Raw genomic sequence first — 13,434 nt, forward strand, 5'->3', positions numbered from 1 at the left:
TTCTAGGGATTGGGGTTACCATGGCTCAAATTATTGCTATTGCGAACCAAAAAGGTGGCGTAGGTAAAACCACGACTGCTGTAAATTTGGCTGCATCATTAGCAGTGCTTAAAAAGCGAGTATTGTTGATTGATATGGACTCTCAAGGCAATGCCACAATGGGTTCGGGTATTCAAAAGAATGATCTCTTATACTCAGTAACTGATGTTTTACTGGGTGAAGTGCCAATTGAAACAGCCATCACTAAAGCTGAAGTTGGATATCGCGTACTTGGCTCCAATCGTGATTTAGCAGGTGTTGAATTAGCCATTGCTGAGCAAGACGGTCGTGAATTTATTCTGCGTGATGCGATCCAACAAATTGAAGATAAGTTTGATTACATCATTGTGGATTGTGCACCAAGCTTAAGTTTGATCACGGTAAATGCATTGGCTGCTGTTAAAAGCGTGATCATTCCAATGCAGTGTGAATATTATGCCTTGGAAGGTTTGGCGGATTTAACACAAACGATTGATCGTATTCAACAAGCGTTAAATCCTGATTTAGAAATCATTGGTGTATTGCGTACCATGTACGATGCTCGAAATGCGCTGACACGTGATGTGTCGGATGAGTTGGAGCAGTATTTTGGTAAAAAATTATACGAAACGGTTATTCCTCGAAATGTGCGTTTAGCGGAAGCGCCAGCACATGGGTTACCGATTATTTATTTTGAAAAAAGTTCTAAGGGTGCAGTGGCTTATTTGAATCTTGCTGCTGAAATGTTAAAAAAAACCAAAGTGAAAAAAGGAAGTAAAGCATGACCGTGAAGAAAAGAGGCTTAGCAAAGGGTCGTGGCTTAGATGCGTTATTGGGCTCTATTCAAAAAGAAAAATTACAATTAGAAGCACAGTCATTAGATCATGGTCAGCTCAAACAAGTAGATGTCAAACTTCTTAAACGTGGTAATTATCAGCCGCGACGCTTTATTCATGAAGAAGACCTTCAGGAATTAGCATCTTCTATTAAAAAGCATGGCATCATGCAGCCGATTGTCATTCGTCCAATTGAGGATGATGTACATCAATATGAAATTATTGCAGGGGAGCGCCGTTGGCGAGCAGCTCAAATCGCTGGACTAAATGAAGTTCCTGCAATTGTTCGTGATTTGTCAGATCAAGTTGCAATTGCGTTGGCATTAATTGAAAACATTCAACGCCAAGATTTAAATCCAATTGATCAAGCTATGGCATTGCAGCGTTTTCATGAAGAGTTTGGATTAAGTCACCAAGAAATTGCTGAAACGGTGGGCAAGGCACGTACTACAGTAAGTAATTTATTGCGCTTATTAAGCTTAGCGGATCCGATTAAAGACCATATCCAACAAGGTCAATTAGATATGGGGCATGCGCGTGCAATATTGACTTTGCGTGCAAAAGACCAAATTGAAATTGCAAAAATTGTCATTGAAAAAAACCTTTCTGTTCGTCAAACAGAACAGTTAGTGCGTGATTTTAATGCACCAAAACAGGATAAGCCAAAACCATCAATTTCAGCTGATTTAGAGCAACTGACTCAGCGTCTTTCTGAACGTTTCAGTGCAGATGTTAAAATTGATCACAATAAGCAAGGTAAAGGTAAGCTTGTGATTCATTACCATTCACTTGATGAGTTAGATGGTATTCTAAATATCTGTTTAGATGAAAAATAATTAATTTAAAAGCAGTAAATGTGATTTATTTAGTTGAGTTTGAGATTTAAGTCATTTAGGTCTCAATACTCCAATTGAGCTAAGGTTTACTTTGATCATTTCATACAATCAGGTCATTGATTTTAGAGTGGGGCAGACTTTAGCATTCGATGTTCGAATTATGTATGATTAAATTGCATACGTGCTGAATCTGTTTAGGTGTTTAAGGATACCGTACCAATTAGAGGTTGTGAGTGAAGCAAGATTTTAAAGTTTATATGCGTTTGTTGAGTTACTTAAAACAGTACTGGACGATTGCATTGATTGTTGTATTTGGTTTTGTGCTGAATGCCGCGACTGAAGTTTCTGTTGCGAAATTATTAGAGCATATTATCAATGCCATTCAAGAACAGGATCGAAGTTTCACGAACTTATTCCCATTTTTGGTTGTTGTTTTGATGTTTGTACGAGGAGTGGGGCTATTTCTAGGTGGATACTACACTTCGGTGATTTCTCGAAATCTAATTTTTAATATTCGCCAAGAAGTTTTTGCTAAGTTAATGCGATTGCCGTCGCAATATTATTTAGATAACACTAGTGGTCATATTACTGCCAAAATTATGTACAACGTTGAACAGCTGACTGCTGCCTCAACGGAGTCATTAAGAACCTTATTACAACAAGGTTTGATCACCATTGCGCTGTTAGGATATTTGTTCTATTCCAACTGGCGCTTGACTTTATGTATTTTGATTTTTGCGCCATTAATCGGTTTGTTGATTAGAAAAGCTGCTAAACGTATGCGTAAGCTGTCTACTCAAGTGCAAGATACGATGGGTGATGTAAACCATGTAGTGCAAGAAACCGTGAATGGTAATCTGGTTGTTAAAGGGTTTGGTGGACAGGCATACGAGCAAACTCGTTTTAAAGAAACCTCACTCGAAAACTTGCGTCGTGGTTTAAAAATGGTTGCAGTACAACAATTAAATAGTCCTGTTGTACAACTTATTATGGCGATCGCTTTAAGTATTGTGATTTGGATTGCTTTAAGACCTGAGATATTACAGGATACTTCAGCGGGTCAGTTTGTTGCGTATATTACTGCAGCCGGTATGTTGAGTAAGCCGATTAAAGCTTTAACCGATATCAATGAAAAATTACAGCGAGGAATGGCTGCAGCACATTCAGTATTTGAGTTATTGGATATGCCTGAAGAAAAAAATGAAGGGCAGTTAAAACCACAACTCAAAGGCAATATTGAATTTAATCAGGCAAATTTAACATATAGCGATGGTTTCCATGCCATCCATGATTTCAATTTAAATGTTAAAGCTGGGCAGACTGTAGCGTTGGTGGGGCGTTCGGGGGCTGGTAAGTCTTCTTTAGTTAACTTATTGGTTCGTTTTCAAGAATTAAGTTCAGGGTCAATCAAATTTGACGGCCATGATATTCAAGATATTGAAGTTACAGCGTTACGCTCACAAGTGGCTATGGTCAATCAGCAAGTCGTGCTGTTTAACCGTACTGTTCGTGAGAATATTGCTTATGGTCAGTTACAAGATGCTTCGGAAGAGCAGGTTATTGCTGCTGCGAAAGCTGCTTATGCCCATGACTTTATTATGGCACTGCCTCAAGGCTATGACACACCATTAGGTGCTCAAGGTTTAAATTTATCTGGCGGACAAAGACAGCGTATTGCAATTGCTCGCGCAATCTTAAAAAATGCTCCAATTTTAATTCTTGATGAAGCGACAAGCGCATTAGACAATGAGTCTGAATACTTTATTCAGCGTGCTTTTGATGCAGCTATGCAGGATCGGACCACGATTGTCATTGCACATCGATTATCAACGATTGAGAATGCAGATCTTATCGTAGTAATGGATAAAGGTCGGATATTAGAGCAGGGAACACATCAGGAATTACTCGATTTGCGTGGTGCATATTTCCAACTGCATCAACGTAATTTTGAGGAATAAGTTATGTCTATTGCGCAGGTCATTCAAAACGCTTGGAATAAGCAATCCAAGTGGTTGATTGTATTGCGACCCCTGTCATTGCTTTATCGATTAGGATTTTCCCTGAATAAAGCCTTGTATCAACATGGTATAAAACCTATTTATACTGCACCAGTTCCTGTCATGGTCATTGGCAATATAACGGTAGGTGGCAGTGGTAAAACACCGTTATTAATTCAATTGGTTAAATATCTTCAACAAAAAAATATTCGAGTTGGAGTAATTAGTCGAGGCTATGGTGGTAAAGGTCCTTTTCCTGCAAGCGTGAATCTCGATTCTGAGCCAAATGAAGTAGGTGATGAGCCCTGTTTAATTGTGCAATCTACTGGCGTGCCGATGGTCGTAGGTGGGCAACGACAGAAAAGTGTAGAGTTACTTCTCTCTCAGCATCAACTTGATTTGATCATTAGTGATGATGGTTTGCAACATTGGGCACTTGATCGTCAATTAGAATGGATTGTGCTGGATAACAATCGTGGTTTGGGCAATCAGAAACTGTTGCCAGAAGGCTTTTTGCGTGAGCCAGTAGCACGGTTATGCAGTGGTACAGTAATTGAGCATGCTGAACAACCAAGCTCAAATCTGTATATGCAATTACAAGTCGCAGCGCCGTACTTGTTAAATCCAGTCGAAGATCAAGTTGAATATTTTGCCACTGATTTGAATTATTATGCGGTTGTTGGTATTGGGTTCCCGCAACGGTTTTATAAAACCCTTGAAAGTATGGGCTTAAAGCATTTTCAGTGCCATGAATTTCCTGATCATTATGAGTATCAGATTGACGATTTACAATTTGAAGATTCAAATCCAGTCATCACCACTGAAAAAGATGCTGTAAAACTCCTCCCTTTGTTAAAACAACATCCAGAATTTAGTCGTGAAATTTGGGTGGTTCCTGTTGAAGCAGTTTTATCATCAGCTTGTTATGATTTGCTGGATCAACAGCTTGCAAAACTTGGTATCGTAAACACATAAGGAATATCCATGAAACATATTGTAATACCTGCTCGCTTTGCAAGTTCGCGTTTACCTGGAAAACCACTCCTTAAAATACACGGGCGTGAAATGATTTTACGTGTGGTAGATCAGGCGCGAAAAGTGACTGGGTTTGATGATTTGTGTGTTGCTACTGACGATCAAAGAATTGTTGATCTTTGTAAGGCAGAACAAATTGATGTTGTGTTGACCAGTGCAGAACACCCTTCTGGGACCGACCGATTGAGTGAAGTTGCACGAATCAAAGGTTGGGCGAGTGAAGATATTATTGTAAATGTGCAAGGTGATGAACCATTATTGCCTGCATCTTTAGTCCAACAGGTTGCTTCTTTGTTAGAGCAAAAGCCTGAATGTTCAATGTCCACTTTGTGTGAAGTGATCAAAGAATTAGAAGAATTTAAGCGCGATAGTATTGTGAAAGTTGTCATAAGTAAGTTCAATGAAGCGCTTTATTTCAGTCGTGCAACCATTCCATATGATCGTGATGGATCAAAGCAACAACCACATATACTACATCCTAAAGCCTACCGACATCTTGGTTTATATGCCTATAGAGTGAAGTTACTGCAAGAGTACGTGACATGGGATCAGGGTGAGCTTGAGGTTTTAGAAAGCCTTGAGCAACTGCGTGTTTTAGAAAATGGTCATCGAATCGCAATTGATGTGGCAGAGGTGTGCTTACCACCAGGTGTGGATACGCAACAAGATTTAGACCGTCTTAATGCAATGCCTATTTCTCATTTCCAATAGTATAGATTAGTCAATGACTCAGACTCAGCATGTTTATCCTTGGCAACTCAATGTATGGAGCACACTGACTCAGCGGTTTCCTCAAGTTGGTCATGGATTACTTTTTTATGGCAAAAAAGGCTGTGGTAAAGAAGCTTTTACCCAGCAATTTGTTACTTGGCTGCTATGTTTAGATAAGCAGCCAAATCAACCTTGTGGTCAGTGTTCGAGTTGTTTGTGGCTAAAATCAGATACTCATCCAAATTATGTTTACGTCACGACGGATGAGGACAATAAGAAACAAAACGCTAAAATTAAAATTGAGAAAATTCGTGAATTACAGCCATTCGTGCAACAAACCGTCGATGGTTGGCGGGTTATTGTGATTGAACCGGCGGAAGCGCTCAATATCGCATCGTCAAATGCTTTATTGAAAACACTTGAAGAACCAGGTGAGCGTGTTGTGATTATTCTTTTGGCGGATCATTATTTAAAATTACCTGCCACTATACGAAGTCGCCTACAACATTACGCCTTAGATCGGCTGACTGATGATCAAGCCAATGCATATTTGAATGAACATTTGAATGCAGAGCAGCAGACTTTGAGCACACTGTTGCTTAACCTTTCGAATGGTATGCCTTTAGCTGCTATTGAGTTGGCCTCAAGTGAATGGTTAACTCTGCGAAGTGAGTTTATAAATGATTGGTATCATTTAGTCAGTCAAAAAAATATGCCAATGCAGTACGCTTCTAAATGGAATAAGCAACTCAACTTTTCCGAGTTGATTGTTATGTTTGAGTACTTATTAGCTGATCTTGTTGCATACAAAATGGAACAAAATGTAAAAAATAGCGATTTAGACTTTAGTTTGTTGGCTGAGCAATATCAATTAGAGCAATTATTTGATATTTATAACGATGTGCATCAAGCAAAACAAATGGTTGAGCAGAATGTTCAATCAAATTTAATTGTTGATCAGCTTTTTATAAAATTAATGAATGTTCAATAATCATGTTTGAATACAGGGGATAGAGATGCAGCCACGTCCGGGCGGTTTATTACAAGTCAATATTAATGATCGCGAAACTCTGCAATCCAGTTATATGCCTTTTGTTGAGGGTGGTGGATTATTTATTCCAACCAAACATCCAGTCAAAATGGGTGAAGAGATTTTTATCTTGGCAACACTTCCTAATCAAACCCAAAAAATACCAATTACGGGTAAGGTGATTTGGATTTCCTATAAGCAATCGGGCATTAAACCACAAGGTTTTGGATTGCAGTTAACTGGAGATAAAGGAGCCTATTACAAGATGGAAGCAGAAAAAATACTCGCTGGAAGTATGTCAACAGCACGCGCAAGCTTTACAATGTAGGCTCTGACTTAAAAAATTAAAAGGTGTCCTTGTGTTTGTAGATACACACTGTCATTTAAACATGCTCAATCTTGAACCTTACGAGGGAAATATCGATTTAGCAATTCAGCAAGCGATTGATGCTGGTGTCACAAAAATGATGGGGATATCCGTTGATTTGGATGATCATATTGTTCTGTCAGAAATTGCAGCTCGACACGAAGGAGTGGGTTACAGTGTTGGGGTGCATCCATGTGAAGATCCAGCAGTCATGCAGCGTGCTACTGTTGAAACTTTGGTTGAATTGGCGAGTAAAGATAAGGCCTGGGCAATTGGTGAAACGGGTCTAGATTATTATCACAGTACTGAATTTGTTAAAGAACAAAAAGAATGTTTTGCACGACATATTCAAGCTTCACAGATGGTGAAAAAGCCAGTGGTTGTACACACACGTTCATCTAAAAACGATACGATAGATATTATAAGAGCTGAAAAGTCGACACATGGAATTTTGCATTGTTTTACTGAGGATTGGGATACGGCAAAAGCGGTTCTAGATTGCGGTTATTACATTTCATTTTCAGGAATAGTATCGTTTAAAAATGCTCAGGATTTACGTGATGTGGCCAAGCAAGTTCCATTAGATCGACTATTAATTGAGACTGATAGCCCTTATTTAGCACCAATGCCATATAGAGGAAAGTCTAATGAACCAAAGTATGTCCCATATGTAGCCAAAGCATTAAGTGATGTATATGATAAGTCAGTCGAGGAGATTGCCTTTATTACAACGCAAAATTTCGAGAATCTTCTACGAATGTAGTAAAAAATTTAATACGGAAAATAGAAAGAAGAGAGTTTATAGAGTGAAGATGGATCGTCAGGCTCAGTTTAGAGCGAGAGAAGCATTAATATTTCAGGTCGCAGAACAACTTCTTTTGGAAAACGGCGAAGCGGGCATGACATTGGATGCATTGGCCGCTGAGTTAGATTTAGCAAAAGGAACACTCTATAAGCACTTCCAAAGTAAAGATGAATTGTACATGTTGCTTATTATTCGTAATGAGCGCATGTTATTAGAAATGGTTCGAGATACTGAAAAAGGCTTTCCTGAACATTTAGCTTTTTTTATGTTGCACCATTTGCATCATCCAGAACGTACTGTACTCTTTCATCAAATTGAAGAACGATTATCTACAACTGGTCAGGGTATTAATCATTTATTTAATGAAATGTATCAGATCCGCAAAAGTAGACTCAGAATTATCATTCGTATGACAGAAAATCATCTAGCATCCATTCAAAGTAAGATGAGTTCTCGGGATTATCTAGCATCCATTTGGTCGATTACTCATGGTGGTGCTGCGATATTAAACTCGAGTTTCTATCAACGCTATTTAGGTTGTCGAGATACGTTAAGGGTTGCTTTAATTGATCAAGCGTTGATGATACCTAAACAGATTAATTTGACAGATTCAGTGGCCTAATATGCAATCTCTAGATCACCGTCAAGGCGGATTTACTTTAATCGAATTGATGGTGGTCATTGTGATCATCAGCATCATGGCGGCATTGGTGGTGATGAATATTGGTGGGATTGATCAACGTAAGGCAATGCAAGCTAGAGAAGCTTTAATATTAGATTTAAAACGTATTCAACGAGAGGCTGTTGATCAATCGTTAGTGGTTGCATTGGTGCCACAATGGAATGGTGATCAGTTTAGCTATACATTTCAAAAATATAATGATTTAACTCGTCCTGAGCAGACGCTTGTATCGAACAATAATCGTCAACCTTCCATTTGGGTTGAAATGCCCGAGTTTTCTGCGAGAGAACTCCCTGCTAAGGTTTCATTTCAAATTGAAAGTAGCGACTATAGTTTTGAAAATGCAACGAATGCAGACTTGATGAATAATAATGCACCGAAATTAATTTGGTTGGGCAATGGCGAGGTTAAACCTGTCACAATTCAAATGTATTATGAACAAAAAGCAATTGGTGATCTTATTCAAATAGATTACTTGGGTAAAATCGATGCGGGCGCTTAAAGGATTTACCTTGATTGAGGTGGTGGTGGCTTTGGCTATTTTCGCTGTAGCAGCAATGTCATTGACGAAGGTAGCTATGCAGTACACACAGGCGACTGCGAATGCAATTTTACGAACAAAAGCACAATTCGTCGCACAAAATGAAGTCGCTGCAATGCAAATTAGTGGTGAATGGTTAGAGGGAACTCAATCGAAGCAAATTACCTCTCAAGGGTTAAGTTGGCAAATTGATAAAAAATCAGAAGCGACTATTAGCCCAGATGTTCAGAAAATAGAAGTGCAAGTGAGTCTATATAACAATGATTTAGGTAAAGTTGAATCTGGTGTCACCACCATGGTGTTTTATAACTATCCTATCAGAGAGCAATCCAACTCATGATCAAGAGTAAACAACAAGGTTTTACCTTGGTAGAGCTTTTGGTTGCCATAGCCATCTTTGCAGTATTGTCTGCTTTGGGATGGAAAATTTTTGATTATTTAAATAAAGTCAAAGATCGCAATGCGGTGCATGAGCAGCAGCTTCTCAGTTTGCAAGATAGTTATTTACAAATGCAAAGAGATGCTTTGCAAATTGTACCGCTGACTGCAAATATCGCAGGACAAATCCAACCTGCATTTTTACTGGATGATCAGTCTTTACAATTTAGTAAGGCAGGGGTCACAGATCCGCTGAAACAGGGTTTGTCTCCATTTGAGAGAATAGAATATCGTTATAATGCACAAGATCGAAAAGTTTATCGTTTAAAGTATCCCAATCTGAACGTTCTTCAAACAACCCAACCTTTATCCAGTACGATCCTAGAGAATGTGGATGAGTTTCAAATCACAATTTTGAACCCGAATGAATTGAATTCGTGGCCGGATGCATCAACAATAAGTTCTAATGGTAATGATGCTCAAGATGGTGTTGCTCGGCTATTGCCTAAAGGTATGCGAATTAGATTTAAACAACAAGATGTTGAATACGAGTGGATTTTTAGTTTGCTAAATACTGACTATTTAAAACCGGCATCTAGTCAATAATCATTAGGAAAATGCATGAAGCAGCAAAAAGGAATCGCCCTGATTACGATTTTAATGTTAGTCGCTTTAGCAACTATCATTGCTGCGACGATTGCCCATCGTCAATACAATACCAGTGAAAATACGGCCTATGTGATTCGTCAAAACCAAGCGCTGTATTATGCAAAAAGTGCTGAAGCTTTTTTCTCTGAATTATTGGTTCAAGATGCCAAGTCCAATTCAAAATCTGATAATCTTCAAGAAACTTGGGCTCAACCGATGCCACCATTTCCAATTGATGGTGGTTATGTCGCAGGGCGAATTATTGATGAAACGGGTAAGTTTAATTTAAACAGTTTAGTCAAAGATGATGGCGTGCCGAATGATAATGCGGTGAATTACTTTAAGGGATTATTAACAAAGCTTGGTTTGCCAGAAGAATTAAATGAAGCGGTAATTGATTGGCAAGATCAAGATGATTTGACGATTGGCGCGATGGGGGCAGAGAGTAATTATTATTCAAGTTTAACGCGTCCTTATTTGCCAGCGAATGGTCCTTTTCATAGCGTGGAAGAGTTGAAGCAAGTGCGAGGATTTGAAGGTGATAAGTTTTTATTGATAAAACCTTATGTTACAGCGATTCCTTTAAAAGAAATTAAAATTAATATTAATACAGCACCAGCGATGATTATTGCTGCTATAGACCCAAGTTTGGATGTGCAAAATGTACAGCGTGATTTGAATCAGAAAAAAGCCAATGGTGAGTTTTTTGAGTCCGTAGATCAGCTCTGGGAACTCAACACTCTAAGTCAGTTAAGTGAAGAAGCTAAAAGAACAGCAAAAAATAATTTTGATGTTAAATCTGCATTCTATCGAGCAGATATTGAAATCATGCTATCTGATCGAAAGCGATATTTTTCGAGTTATCTGATGCGTGATGAAGATAAGGTTTATGTCTTCTCAAGAAGTTTGGCACCTCTTCAAACCAATTGATTAAATTGCTAAACTATTAATTTAAATAAATTGAATGATAGCTTTTTATTTTTTTTGTTTTTAATACGTTTTGCCAATTGCTTAAAACGTTAAAATTAATGATGAGTTGTGTGAATATGCACTATAATCATTTTAATCCATGATTTTTTATTGCTCTGACATATGTTAATTCGAAAATTATTTAAGTTTGAAAACGCGCATATTGTGCGAAATTGCACATCAGACCGCTGTAAGCGTTCAATTCATGGTCATAGCTATAAAGTCGAATTATTATTGAAAGCCTCAAAGCTAGATCATGGTCAAATGGTCTATGATTTTGGTTTGCTGAAAGGTGTGATCAAAGAACTTTATGATAGTTTTGATCATGCGATTTGTTTTTGGCAAGAGGATTCAGCTGAATATATTCAAGCATGTAAAACTTTTAGTGCGCGTTGGGTTTCATTGCCAGTTTCACCTTCTGCTGAACAATTTTCTCGAATTTTCTTTTATTTGGCAGAACAAGTACTGAAATCAACTATCACGCAAAATGGTGAAGGTGATGTCGAAGTCTATTCAGTGATCGTGCATGAAACTGACACAGGCTATGCGCAAAGTTTTGCTGAAGATATCGTAAATGAACAGATGGGCTTATTGGCGCTTGATCAAATCGTATTCTCAGAACAAATTCAAAATGAATGGTCTGATCCTAAAATGTACGAACAATTGAAACAAGGATTCACTTTTAAGAACCCAAGTGTAGATTTACAAGTAAAACTTTAAAGCTGTGATTGATTTAGGGATGAACACAATGCAACTCACCGAACAAGAATTAAGTCAACTGAATCAAGTTCGGTTAGAGGATGGTTGGAAGTATGCTTTAGCAGAGTTTTTGCTCAGCGATAAAATGGATCAGCTGAAAGCTTTTCTCAAATCTGAATTACAGGCGAATAAGGTGATATACCCACCTAATTCCCTTATTTTTAATGCGTTCAACACCACACCCTTAGATCGTGTAAAGGTCGTGATTCTCGGTCAAGATCCTTATCACGGTCCAAATCAAGCACATGGATTGAGTTTTTCAGTGCAAAAGGGTGTTGCATTACCGCCGTCTTTGCGTAATATCTATCACGAACTCAGCACTGACCTTGGAATAGTGCCTGCCAAGCATGGTGATTTAACCCAATGGGCTGAAGAGGGTGTCTTATTGCTGAACAGTGTATTGACTGTTGAAGCGGGTCAGCCGACTTCACACCAAAAGAAAGGTTGGGAAGATTTCACTGATGCTGCGATAGATGTTCTAAATGAGCAACGTGAAAAGATCGTTTTCATTCTTTGGGGTGCGTACGCGCATAAGAAAGGTCAACGAATTGACCAAAATAAGCATTTGGTCTTAAAAGCAGCACATCCATCACCGTTGGCAGCAAACCGAGGTGGTTTTTTTGGGTGTAAAGTTTTTTCAAAAACAAATAATTATCTTAAACAAAATGGCATTGAGCCAATTAAATGGCAGCTGGAAGCATGACAATATCTCCTGAGACGAATCAATATCATCCTGACTTAATTGTTGAAGAAGCACAGAATGGATGGAGAGTGGTTCGATTAAATCGTCCAAAATCTTTACATGCACTTGATGAATCTATTGTGACGGCTTTATTGGCTGTTTTTGAAAAGTTTCATCATGATGATGCGGTTAAAGCGATCTGGTTTGATTCAACAACCCCTAAAGCTTTTTGTGCCGGTGGGGATGTACGCAAACTCCGTCAGTTGGTCATCAATAATGAGGTTGATGCGGCAAATAAATTTTTTGAACAAGAATACGCGCTAGATCTTTTGTTGCATGACTACGCTAAGCCGATTGTCGTTTGGGGTGAAGGTTATGTGATGGGGGGTGGGCTTGGTTTATTTATGGCTGCACCATTCAGACTCGTTACACCTTATTCGCGTCTTGCAATGCCAGAAGTGAATATTGGTTTATATCCAGATGTTGGTGCTAGTCGTTTCTTGGCAGATCGTGGTCCAATTGGTCTATTTACAGGTTTAACTGGATCGATCATGACTGCGGCAGGAGCTTATGGTATTGGCTGGGCGACTCATATTTGTGATGCTCAGCGCGATGTTGTTTTACAAAAGTTGATCAATATCGATTGGGATCATTATCCTGCTGGTGATTTTAGGGCATTAGATGACACTTTAAATAGTTTGCATCGACCAGTTTCTCCAGGGCCACTGCAAATCTCGTTAGACGTGATTCACAGTGTCTGTCGTGGTGCAAACTTTGAAAATGACTACGAAGCAATTATCGGTCTAAGTGATGCACGAAGTGATTGGCTAAGACAAGCGAGTGAAAATCTGGCAAAAGGATCACCAAGTACAGCTGCCATTACCTGGTTGTTATGGCAATGGGGGCGTCAAGTTCATCCTTGGCAAGAAGTATTTGAACTTGAAACTCAAATTTCTGATTGGAAAATTAGACATCCTGATTTTGTTGAAGGCGTACGTGCACGTTTAGTGGATAAAGATTTATCTCCTGAATGGACACCTGCAGAATCCATGTCCTTAAAAGGAATTTTAAGTGCGCACCCACCAGTTACAAATATCGAGAGCTGGAATAACTTGTTAAAACAGTACGGTATTATCTAAT

16 protein-coding genes are annotated in these 13,434 nt (G+C 38.7%); all 16 read left to right on the forward strand.

What is annotated here, in order from left to right:
- Positions 1-20: 20 nt before the first annotated feature.
- On the forward strand, positions 21-803 hold the full coding sequence (locus tag AC1M84_RS02045; protein WP_035264598.1) for a ParA family protein: 783 nt from the start codon (positions 21-23) through the stop codon (positions 801-803).
- Entirely contained in the window at positions 800-1,690 is an 891-nt protein-coding gene (locus AC1M84_RS02050; RefSeq protein WP_035264597.1) for a ParB/RepB/Spo0J family partition protein, read from the forward strand. Before AC1M84_RS02045 ends, AC1M84_RS02050 begins: the two co-directional genes overlap by 4 nt.
- Positions 1,691-1,923: 233 nt before the next feature.
- A complete protein-coding gene (msbA, locus tag AC1M84_RS02055) occupies positions 1,924-3,648 on the forward strand; it encodes a lipid A export permease/ATP-binding protein MsbA (RefSeq protein WP_481593004.1) in 1,725 nt (574 codons plus the stop codon).
- Positions 3,649-3,651: 3 nt separating this feature from the next.
- A complete protein-coding gene (gene lpxK / locus AC1M84_RS02060; RefSeq protein ID WP_481594323.1) occupies positions 3,652-4,662 on the forward strand; it encodes a tetraacyldisaccharide 4'-kinase in 1,011 nt (336 codons plus the stop codon).
- Positions 4,663-4,671: 9 nt separating this feature from the next.
- Positions 4,672-5,433, forward strand: coding sequence for a 3-deoxy-manno-octulosonate cytidylyltransferase (kdsB, locus tag AC1M84_RS02065; RefSeq protein WP_481594324.1), 762 nt, complete (start codon positions 4,672-4,674; stop codon positions 5,431-5,433).
- A gap of 13 nt (positions 5,434-5,446) precedes the next feature.
- The gene (locus AC1M84_RS02070) at positions 5,447-6,424 is read left to right on the forward strand and encodes a DNA polymerase III subunit delta' (protein WP_481594325.1); all 978 of its coding nucleotides are present in this window, start codon (positions 5,447-5,449) and stop codon (positions 6,422-6,424) included.
- A 25-nt stretch (positions 6,425-6,449) separates the two neighbouring features.
- Positions 6,450-6,791, forward strand: coding sequence for a PilZ domain-containing protein (locus AC1M84_RS02075; RefSeq protein WP_481587020.1), 342 nt, complete (start codon positions 6,450-6,452; stop codon positions 6,789-6,791).
- Between the two features lie 31 nt (positions 6,792-6,822).
- Positions 6,823-7,593: a TatD family hydrolase gene (locus tag AC1M84_RS02080; RefSeq protein WP_481594326.1), complete on the forward strand. Its 771-nt coding sequence runs from the start codon at positions 6,823-6,825 to the stop codon at positions 7,591-7,593.
- A 49-nt stretch (positions 7,594-7,642) separates the two neighbouring features.
- Positions 7,643-8,257, forward strand: a complete 615-nt coding sequence (locus AC1M84_RS02085) for a TetR/AcrR family transcriptional regulator (RefSeq protein ID WP_481594327.1) — start codon at positions 7,643-7,645, stop codon at positions 8,255-8,257.
- A gap of 1 nt (position 8,258) precedes the next feature.
- Complete coding sequence (locus tag AC1M84_RS02090) at positions 8,259-8,819, forward strand: pilus assembly FimT family protein (RefSeq protein ID WP_481594328.1); 561 nt, start codon at positions 8,259-8,261, stop codon at positions 8,817-8,819.
- Positions 8,806-9,198 carry a type II secretion system minor pseudopilin GspI gene (gene gspI, locus AC1M84_RS02095; RefSeq protein WP_481588351.1) on the forward strand — a complete coding sequence of 131 codons (393 nt, stop codon included), beginning with the start codon at positions 8,806-8,808 and terminating at the stop codon, positions 9,196-9,198. The genes AC1M84_RS02090 and gspI overlap by 14 nt, the downstream gene beginning before the upstream one ends.
- Complete coding sequence (gspJ, locus tag AC1M84_RS02100) at positions 9,195-9,842, forward strand: type II secretion system minor pseudopilin GspJ (RefSeq protein ID WP_481593008.1); 648 nt, start codon at positions 9,195-9,197, stop codon at positions 9,840-9,842. The genes gspI and gspJ overlap by 4 nt, the downstream gene beginning before the upstream one ends.
- A 15-nt stretch (positions 9,843-9,857) precedes the next feature.
- Positions 9,858-10,814: a type II secretion system minor pseudopilin GspK gene (gene gspK, locus AC1M84_RS02105; RefSeq protein ID WP_481593009.1), complete on the forward strand. Its 957-nt coding sequence runs from the start codon at positions 9,858-9,860 to the stop codon at positions 10,812-10,814.
- 162 nt (positions 10,815-10,976) lie between these two features.
- Positions 10,977-11,573 carry a 6-pyruvoyl trahydropterin synthase family protein gene (locus AC1M84_RS02110; protein WP_180027682.1) on the forward strand — a complete coding sequence of 199 codons (597 nt, stop codon included), beginning with the start codon at positions 10,977-10,979 and terminating at the stop codon, positions 11,571-11,573.
- A 28-nt stretch (positions 11,574-11,601) separates the two neighbouring features.
- The gene (gene ung, locus AC1M84_RS02115; RefSeq protein ID WP_481593010.1) at positions 11,602-12,315 is read left to right on the forward strand and encodes a uracil-DNA glycosylase; all 714 of its coding nucleotides are present in this window, start codon (positions 11,602-11,604) and stop codon (positions 12,313-12,315) included.
- Positions 12,312-13,433, forward strand: coding sequence for an enoyl-CoA hydratase/isomerase family protein (locus tag AC1M84_RS02120; RefSeq protein WP_481593011.1), 1,122 nt, complete (start codon positions 12,312-12,314; stop codon positions 13,431-13,433). The genes ung and AC1M84_RS02120 overlap by 4 nt, the downstream gene beginning before the upstream one ends.
- Position 13,434: the final 1 nt, after the last annotated feature.

The sequence above is a fragment of the Acinetobacter sp. 24-47-66 genome, assembly GCF_056779755.1.

Excerpts from the sequence above, each read along its gene's own strand:
- gspK (WP_481593009.1), top strand. The coding sequence starts at position 9,858 with ATGAAGCAGCAAAAAGGAATCGCCCTGATTACGATTTTAATGTTAGTC.
- AC1M84_RS02110 (WP_180027682.1), top strand. The coding sequence starts at position 10,977 with ATGTTAATTCGAAAATTATTTAAGTTTGAAAACGCGCATATTGTGCGA.
- AC1M84_RS02045 (WP_035264598.1), top strand. The coding sequence starts at position 21 with ATGGCTCAAATTATTGCTATTGCGAACCAAAAAGGTGGCGTAGGTAAA.
- gspI (WP_481588351.1), top strand. The coding sequence starts at position 8,806 with ATGCGGGCGCTTAAAGGATTTACCTTGATTGAGGTGGTGGTGGCTTTG.
- AC1M84_RS02085 (WP_481594327.1), top strand. The coding sequence starts at position 7,643 with ATGGATCGTCAGGCTCAGTTTAGAGCGAGAGAAGCATTAATATTTCAG.
- AC1M84_RS02090 (WP_481594328.1), top strand. The coding sequence starts at position 8,259 with ATGCAATCTCTAGATCACCGTCAAGGCGGATTTACTTTAATCGAATTG.
- AC1M84_RS02120 (WP_481593011.1), top strand. The coding sequence starts at position 12,312 with ATGACAATATCTCCTGAGACGAATCAATATCATCCTGACTTAATTGTT.
- AC1M84_RS02050 (WP_035264597.1), top strand. The coding sequence starts at position 800 with ATGACCGTGAAGAAAAGAGGCTTAGCAAAGGGTCGTGGCTTAGATGCG.
- AC1M84_RS02070 (WP_481594325.1), top strand. The coding sequence starts at position 5,447 with ATGACTCAGACTCAGCATGTTTATCCTTGGCAACTCAATGTATGGAGC.
- ung (WP_481593010.1), top strand. The coding sequence starts at position 11,602 with ATGCAACTCACCGAACAAGAATTAAGTCAACTGAATCAAGTTCGGTTA.
- lpxK (WP_481594323.1), top strand. The coding sequence starts at position 3,652 with ATGTCTATTGCGCAGGTCATTCAAAACGCTTGGAATAAGCAATCCAAG.
- AC1M84_RS02075 (WP_481587020.1), top strand. The coding sequence starts at position 6,450 with ATGCAGCCACGTCCGGGCGGTTTATTACAAGTCAATATTAATGATCGC.
- gspJ (WP_481593008.1), top strand. The coding sequence starts at position 9,195 with ATGATCAAGAGTAAACAACAAGGTTTTACCTTGGTAGAGCTTTTGGTT.
- kdsB (WP_481594324.1), top strand. The coding sequence starts at position 4,672 with ATGAAACATATTGTAATACCTGCTCGCTTTGCAAGTTCGCGTTTACCT.